At 63.4% G+C, this 6,736-nt stretch carries 6 protein-coding genes; 1 reads left to right on the top strand and 5 read right to left on the bottom strand.

The features are described 5' to 3' along the window. Positions 1 to 812 precede the first annotated feature (812 nt). The 5 genes from VNH11_05500 to VNH11_05480 form a co-directional block, all read right to left on the bottom strand. On the bottom strand, positions 813 to 1,097 hold the full coding sequence (locus VNH11_05500) for a hypothetical protein (GenBank protein HVA45825.1): 285 nt from the start codon (positions 1,095 to 1,097) through the stop codon (positions 813 to 815). Between the two features lie 118 nt (positions 1,098 to 1,215). Next, positions 1,216 to 2,367, bottom strand: a complete 1,152-nt coding sequence (locus VNH11_05495; GenBank protein ID HVA45824.1) for an iron-containing alcohol dehydrogenase — start codon at positions 2,365 to 2,367, stop codon at positions 1,216 to 1,218. 111 nt (positions 2,368 to 2,478) lie between these two features. Further along, entirely contained in the window at positions 2,479 to 3,912 is a 1,434-nt protein-coding gene (locus VNH11_05490) for an aldehyde dehydrogenase family protein (GenBank protein HVA45823.1), read from the bottom strand. Between the two features lie 43 nt (positions 3,913 to 3,955). After that, positions 3,956 to 4,513, bottom strand: coding sequence for a Uma2 family endonuclease (locus tag VNH11_05485; GenBank protein ID HVA45822.1), 558 nt, complete (start codon positions 4,511 to 4,513; stop codon positions 3,956 to 3,958). 23 nt (positions 4,514 to 4,536) lie between these two features. Then, entirely contained in the window at positions 4,537 to 5,649 is a 1,113-nt protein-coding gene (locus VNH11_05480) for a hypothetical protein (GenBank protein ID HVA45821.1), read from the bottom strand. 570 nt (positions 5,650 to 6,219) lie between these two features. Here VNH11_05480 and VNH11_05475 point away from each other — a divergent pair. Continuing rightward, a partial coding sequence (locus VNH11_05475) for a hypothetical protein (GenBank protein HVA45820.1) occupies positions 6,220 to 6,736 on the top strand: 517 nt, incomplete at its 3' end.

The following is a 6,736-nucleotide window of genomic DNA, read 5'->3' as shown; positions in this document are numbered from 1 at the left end:
GACTTCCCGCGCCACGATCGAGCGATCGTTCTCCTCGCCCCAAATCGCTTCCGTCGCTTCGTCGGTCTCGATGCCCAGGAGGTCTGGTTCACAAAGTGTCGCGCTCATGACGGTCTCCTGATGAATGAGTTAAAAAGGCGTACAAAAACTCGCTCGAAGCGGGTTGCCGCGTCCGTGGGGCGGCCTTCCCAGGCCGTCTGAGCCATGCGGCGGTTTGGGGAGGCCGCGCCGCAGATCGTCCCGGAAGCTCGATAAGCGGGGCGCGCCCCGGTTTCCGCGGGCACGCTCTGCCCTGCATTCGGTGAAGAGAAAAGCGGGGCGCACCCCCCTTATCTTGTGGTCGCCGATGTCGCCACCGCGTAACGCTTCGCCGAACCCGGTACGCAGGCGCGAACACCAACCCGAAGCGCCAGCGAGGAACGTGAAAAAAGCGGCAAAACCTCGCTCGCGCTTCGGGTTAGTGTGAAAATGGCAACGGGTTCGGTGAAGCTTTACGCCACCGCGCCCGAACGGGCCGCGCGATAAGCGGTGCGCGCCACGCTTTTGCACCGGGCCGGGCGGGTTCTGTAGGGAACGCCCTCCGTGGCGTTCCGCTCGCGCATTGGGAGGTAGATCCGGTATTCGCGGAACGCCACGGAGGGCGTTCCCCACAGAGTGCGCTGGCGAAGCGTCGGCCGCGGGACGTGCCAGGAGATAAGTGGGGCGCGCACCGCTTATCTCCGCTCTGGCGTAGAGCGATCGCGTCGGCAAGGGCCGACAACTACACCTTCGGCGTGGCGCCGGACGTTCCGACGCCGCTGGCCAAGACGCTTTCACACCGCACCTCCGCGTGAATCGGTTGCGGACGAGAACGGAAGGTCGGGCAAGAACCGCCCGTCACGAAAGGCAGACCTTCCATCCTCGGCCGCGCAGTCTACGCTTCGTCCATCGCGATTGCAAGCACCTACTTTCAGAATTCCGATGACCCGCCGTTCTGCTCCGTTCGGTTGATCGTCGAGGGCCGCGATCGTCACCTGCGGCACCGTATCTTCCACGAGCGTGACCGTGGCGCTGGGCAGCGGGCCGACCGCGTAGTCGATCGACGGGGAGATGGTCACCGTCGCCGCCTCGGAGGTCTGGCCGACTCGCCCAGCGGCCGACCGATTGATGAGCTGTTCTGACCTCGTCGAAAGCGTCAGCCACCGGCGTTGGAAAGGAACTCGTAGTGCCCGGGCGCTAATAGGCCAAGTCGTAGAGCGCAAGCAGCTCTTGCTGGCCGACCTTGCGAGGATTGAAGGTGCCGGTCCATTGTTTGGCGGCGTCTTCGGCCAGGGCGGGCAGCTTTTCGCGCTCGACGCCGCACTGCGAGAGCCGTTCGGGCAGCCCGGCACGCCGCGCGAAGTCGGCCACCACGTCGGCCAGTGCGTGCGACGCGGGGCCGTGCCGCCCGTCGCCGTTCGTGCTGGGCACATACTCCAGCAACTCGCGATACCAGCCGTCGAACTCCTCGCCGTTGAAGCGGATCACGTGCGGCAACATCATGCCGATGGCCTGGCCGTGCATGATGCCGTAAAAGGCCGTCAACGGGTTCGCCAGGGCGTGCGTGGCGCCGAGCATCGAGTTTTCGATGGCCAGCCCCGCAAAACAGGCGCCGAGCTGCATGCCGCCGCGAGCGTCGAGATCGGTCGGCTCGGCCAGCACGCGCGTGAAGTTTTCGGCCAGCAACTGCCAGGCTTCGCGGCTGAAGGCCAGCGACACGGCGTTGCGGCGGTTGGTGACATAGGTCTCCACGGCATGCGCCACGGCGTCGATGCCTGTCAGGGCCGTCACGCCGGGCGGTTGCGTGACGGTCAATGCCGGATCGAGCAAGGCGACCCGGCAAGATGCCTTCTTATCGCCGCAGGCCATTTTGACGTGCGTTTGCGAATCGCTGATCAGGGCGAACGATTGGGCCTCGCTGCCGGTGCCGGCGGTGGTGGGCACGGCGATCATCGGCAACAAGGGCCGGCTGGCCTTGCCCGTGCCCCAATAGTCTTGAATGCGGCCGCCGCACGAATAGACAAAGTTGATTCCCTTGGCGCAGTCCATCGAGCTGCCACCGCCCAGACCGACGATCAACTCCGGGCGGCACTTCTTGGCGAATGCCACTCCCGCTTCGACGTTCTGATCGGTCGGATTCTCGGTAACGCCGTCGAAGAGGTGCGTTTCGATGCCCACGCGGTCGAGCGAGGCGATGCCGCGGTTCGCGTGCCCGGCGGCGACGATGCCCGGATCGCTCACCACCAGCGCCCGCCGCGCCCCCAATTCACTCGCCAATTCACCCAGCGAATCGACCCGATCGGGGCCGAAGACGATTCGCGTGCGGAGTTGGAAATCGAAGGGAATCATGGAGCTCGGTGGCAATCGTATCGGGTCACGGTGGCGATTTTGGATTTTGGATTTTGGATTTTGGATTGAAGGAATCCAAAATCCAAAATCGAAAATCCAAAATCCCATCCCCTACGTCGCTAATTTCTCCTTGGGAATCTGATAGGCCCGCGCGCGGAACAAGAATTCGACGATGTTGCCCTCGTGCGGCTGCAGCCAGTCGAGCTTGATCGTGGGAATCGGCCCGATGTTCAGCCGGTCGATGTGCGTGGCGTCCGTCAGGGCCCGCTGGAGGGCCGGGTCGTCGGTGATGCCGGTGCAGACCAAGGTCGGCCCGATCGAATCGAGCACTTTCTCCTGCGGGCATTTGACGACCGTGACGAAGGGGAACATGTATTCCTTCTTGGCGATGGCCCGTTCCGGCGAATCGCAATGCACGACGACCGGCCGCAGATAGGCACAGCGTTCCATTTCCACCAGGCGCGGCCCATAAGGTTCGGTCGTATGCTTCACGCCGTCTTCACGCAGGTCGGCTTCGATCGCCTTCCAGACTCCCTGGGCAGCGCCGGGAACCGTGAAGGCGGCCAGGCCCGCCTTGGGATCTTCGGGCGGCAGAGCTTCAATCGGTCCCAGCCGCTCGGCCAACGCCTGGGCGATTTCCTCGGTGTGACGCGAGGCCCACACGCCGGAACAGTTGATGCAGCCGCGGCCGCTGTTCAGGTAGACGCTGTCGGAAATCAGGTCGATGAATTCTTCCCAGCGGTCGACCAGGTCGTCGCCGATCAGCACCTTGCTGAAGCCCGGTCCGTGCGCCTGCACCTTGGGATTGCCCTTGTAGCGTTCGACGGTGGCTGTGCCGCCGAAGATCATGCTGCGGTCGCAATGGGCCAGCACGGCCGCGCCGATATCGCCGCCGCCCGGATAGATGGAGATGGCTTCGGGAGGAATGCCGGCCTCGAAGAACGCGGCCGCCATGCGATACGGCGTCCACGGCTCCTGCGGACCGGGCTTGAGCACCAGGCCGATCTGCATGGGAATCACGGGCAGCCAGAGCGTGTGAACGCCCGGCGAGTTCGAGGGCAGTACGAGGCCCACGATGGGCGACTGGGCCTGATAGCTCACCACCACGCCGCGGCTCTCGACGCCATAGCCGCGGCTGAGGATGTTCAGGTCGAGCCCGCGCGTGAGTGCGTCGAGCATCTGGTCCATGTGCGTCAGCACGAAGTAGTTCTTGTGCATGTTCGCGGCGCACATGTGCTCGGGCAGGCCGGTCGAAGCCGACTGCTGCCGGGCAAACTCCTGCGGCGACTGCTTGCCGTCGCCCATCGGCAGCGTGGCGTTCAGATAGAGATCGGCCGCTTTCTTGATGCGTTCGATCAACTCATGGCACGGGATGGCACGCAGCACGTCGCGTGCCCGCTTGGCGAACCGCATGTCGCGTTGCAACAGGCCGGCGTTGGCCTGGGCCACTTTGGCGATCGGCTCGCCGGTGATGAAATGCAGCACCGTATCGCTTTCCAGCGATTCGTAGGGCTTGCCCCAACGCAGGACGGGAAGGTTTAACATCAGAAGGTCTTAGGACTTAGGTGTTGAACATCGGGAAGAACGATCAGGAGAACAATTGCCGTACGGCGATGCGCAGGCCCGTCAGCGGCTCAGGAAAGGGCAGTTCATCTTCGCCCTGCAAGGTCCGGCCGGGCTCGTCGGTGTCCGCATCGAATACGATAACGGTTTCTTTCTTCGCATCGACAACATAAACGGCCAGCACGCCCGCGCTGAGTAACTCGCCAACCCGCCGAAGAATCTTGGGCCAACGATCGCCGGGCAAACGCACCTCGAACACGATTTCGGGGGCAACCTCGGCATAGCCCTCTGGACCGGCCCCTTTGGGAATGCGGGAATAGCTGAAAAACGAAATGTCGGGACCGCGCACCGTATCGGGACCGCGCTCGGTCACCATTCCCGCGTCGTTTCCTAGCACGTATCCGAGCTCGCGATCATCGACGTACGTAGCCAAAAGCTTGCCGATGCGAATGCAAAGCCAACCATGGCGGAAGTTAGGTACATTCATCGTGACGATGCGCCCGCGCACGAGTTCCGTGGGCATACCATTATCGGGGAGCCGAGCATACTCCTCAGCCGAAAACAGGCGTTCAGTCGTGGCCATGAAGAATTCCCCGTTCCGATTACTCAATAAACTCCCACGGTGGTGGCTTCCGCCAACTCGTGGAAGGGCCGCACGCCGCTGATGCCGTCCCAGGGATATTTTTCATAGGGCGGCTCGCGCTCGCCTTCGTCGCGCTCCAAGAAGCCGGGCACGAAAAACTCTTTGGTCATCGTCGTCAGCTTCACGCGGCCCGTGGCGCCGTAGGCAACCACCTGGTTCGCGTCCTGGAAATCGACCACCTCGATGGCCGCCCGCGGCTGCGGGGCGTAATAGGTGATCTTGTAGTTCTCTTGCGGCGTGACCGGCTTCGAGCAAGCCAGCCCCATCAATGTGTTGCCGTAGGTGGGCGTCATGTAAACGCCCTCCAAAAACTCTTCCGTGGCGAAACGGGTCCACTGCGGCGTGAACTCCGTGCCGCCGGAAAAGATGCCGGTGATGCCCGACTGCCGAATGCCGGAGCCGCGTTTTTCCAGTTCCAGCGCCAAGGCCTCCAGCAGTTTGGGCGTGGTGAACATGCACTTGATGTCATGCCCGGCGCCGAGAATCGTCGCCGCCTGGTCGATGCAGTGCTGCTTGTAGGCTTCGAGATGCTCCATCCACCCCTTTTTGATCAGCTTGATCACCCAGCGCGGATCGAGGTCGATGCAGAAACAGATACCGCCGCGATACTGGGCCAGGTGTTCGACCGCCAGCCGCAGCCGCCGCGGACCTGAGGGTCCCAGCATCAACCAGTTCGATCCTTTGGGAAAAAACTCGTCGGGCAAGGTGTGGCTGAAGAGTTCATAGTCGGTGCGGAAGTCGTCGCAGGCGATGCGGCTCTTGGGCACGCCGGTCGTGCCGCCGGTTTCGAAGACGTAAATCGGCTTGTCGGCGAAGGCCTTCGGCACCCAACGCCGCACCGGGCCGCCGCGCAGCCAGTCGTCTTGAAACGGCGGAAACTTCTTGATGTCGTCGTACCCTTTCACCTCCTTGAGCGGGTCGAACTTCAACTGCGACTTGTAATCCAGCCAGAACGGGCAGCCCGTCGAAGGATGGAAGTGCCACTGCACGATTTCATATGCGTGGGCGTCGAGCTTTTCGCGGGCGGCCTGGGCCGCCGCAGGTGTGGCCGACGCATCCGACTTGGCTACGGTCATTCAGGTTTCTCTAAGGCACAAAACAGGCAGGAGTTCGGGGCAGGCTCTTTCGCCATCGCAACGTCGTTGCACAGCGAAAGCCAAGCTCCAAGTTACCCGACATCAAGGCGCAAGACAACCGACCCCGAAGGCCGGTAGGCCGGCGGGTAAAACCACCACGAGTTCATGGTGCAACGTTGCACCAGAAGGCTATCAAGCAAATTGGGAGGCTGCCAACCGTCTCCCCAAAGATGGCCACGCTTTTTCCCGCGTTTTTTCAAGGGCTGCCAAGCCGATTGGAAGGCTGCCACGATCTGCGATGAAGCATCGCCGAATCACTCCATGCCCCCGCAGCGCCCCCAGAGAGAGAAGTTCACGAGTTTCGGCCATCTCGCCGCTGCAAGCGCGTGTGCGCACGTCTGCGCACGCACCGCGTATGGCCGAACGGCGCGGCCAAGCCGCCGCGTGCGCACGGCCTAAAGCGCCCGTTGCGCACGTCTGCGCATTGGAGACGCCGACCTCATTCCGGCCGCGCGGCCTGGTCGACACTCGGCGGCGCCGACTTCTTACCCAAACCATTGAGGTAACGCCATGATTCTCGCGGCCCGCAATGTCAGCTTCCCGCCGCCAAACGCCGAGGCGGATGTCCGCATGGGCGTGCCCGGCGGCGATTGGAGCCGCGACGAACTGGACGCCCGTGCCGTATGGGAGAACGAGCAGATCAAGCCACGCCAGCGCCACGCGACGCATTATTGGTTCCTCGGCAAGGTATTGCTGGCGGTGGGACGAGATTTCGACCCCGCCCAATGGAGGGCCTGGCGTGAAGCCCACCACATCAACCGCACGCGCTGCGAGCGTGCTCAGCTCATCGGCCAGGCGTTCCGCTTGGAACAGGATGTGGCCAACCTGCCGGTCCTGGTGGCCGTGGCCTTGGCCCGCGAGCGGCTCGGGCGGCCGCCGCGCCAGACCGCCGCCGACGCCAGGCTCCGCCGCTCGCTGTCGGCCATGAACAAGTCGCTCGCAAAAAGGCTCGACGAGTTCGACCGCGTGACCGACCCCGACGGCGTGCCGCCCCTCACCGCCGAATTAAAGCGCCAACTCACGGAGA

The sequence above is a fragment of the Pirellulales bacterium genome (assembly GCA_035533075.1).
Classification (GTDB): domain Bacteria; phylum Planctomycetota; class Planctomycetia; order Pirellulales; family JAICIG01; genus DASSFG01.
This window is presented reverse-complemented; position numbering and strand designations above follow the sequence as displayed.